The sequence below is a fragment of the Catellatospora sp. NPDC049609 genome (assembly GCF_040675365.1).
Classification (GTDB): Bacteria; Actinomycetota; Actinomycetes; order Mycobacteriales; family Micromonosporaceae; genus Catellatospora.
The window spans coordinates 1-1,063 of sequence record NZ_JBFAOU010000490.1 but is presented as its reverse complement, the minus strand read 5'-3'; the positions used below and the strand labels follow the sequence as shown (position 1 = coordinate 1,063).

Genomic DNA, 1,063 nt, shown 5'->3' with positions numbered 1-1,063 from the left:
GCCAAGAACAGACCGGGAGGGCCGGTCCAGTTCCTACGTGCTCACGTTGGCGTCGCACACGAAGAAGAGCAACCCTCCGGGTTGCTCTCAAGATCCTGCTCAACAGCAATGACGCAGGCCTACGCCACATGCTCACAGCGAATGACGCTCAACAACCGCCTGCGGTGCCCGCTCGGTCACCACGTCGGCGATCCAGGCGGCGGCGTCGGCCGACACGTGGGTCAGCGCCGCGGCCCGGTCGCCGCCGAGTTCGTCGAAGAACGCGGCCACGGTGGCCTTGTCCCGCCCGTCGGCAGCCCAGACCAGGCGGCCGGTGTCGTGGTCGACGACCAGAGTCAGGTATCGCTGACCTTTGCGGTAGGCGACCTCGTCGATCCCGATCCGGCGCAGCCCGGCCAGCCGGTCGGTGCCGGCGGCGGCCGCGTCGACGACTCGGCCGACGATGGCGACCACGCTGCGCCAGGCAACGCGCAGCAGCCCGGTCACCGCAGACGCCGACATCCGCGCGGCCAGCCACGCCGCGGTGTCCTCGAACGCGGTCGTGAACCGGGTGCCGTGCCGTGCCCACGGCACCGCGATCACCGTCGGTCCGTGTACCGGGCAGGTGACCCTGGGCACCGCGGCCTCGACCTGCACCCGCAGGGTGCCGAAGTCAAGATGCCGCCACCGCCGCCTGCCCCAGCCGCGGTCATACCAGGGCGCGCGGGCCCGGCAGCGCCCGCACCGGCGCGCGGTGCCCTCGCGCGGCCGGACCGCGACGACGAGGACCTCGCCGTCGGCGTCCTCGTCGAGGCGCACGTCCTCGACGACCGCCCGCTCCAGTCCCGCCTGTCGATGAAATACCCTGGTCAAACGCACGCCGTGTTCCGATCCTTGGTTTCAAGCCTTCGACAAGCCAGAAACCTAAACGGGACACGGCGTGTGCTGTTGATCAGGGTCTCAGCCCACCCACGAGAACGTCAGAAGAGCCGGAAAAAGGGGCTCCGCTGGAGGGTCAGCCGCCGGTGTGGCGGGTGGTGCTTCGGCGGGCGGCGTCTCGGACGTCGACGGCCAGGACTCGGCG

At 70.6% G+C, this 1,063-nt stretch carries 1 pseudogene; it reads right to left on the bottom strand.

From position 1 onward, the window contains the following. Nucleotides 1–156: 156 nt before the first annotated feature. Nucleotides 157–858, bottom strand: a pseudogene (locus tag AB0J67_RS41340) (transposase); the annotation flags it as partial. Between the last annotated feature and the right edge of the window lie 205 nt (nucleotides 859–1,063).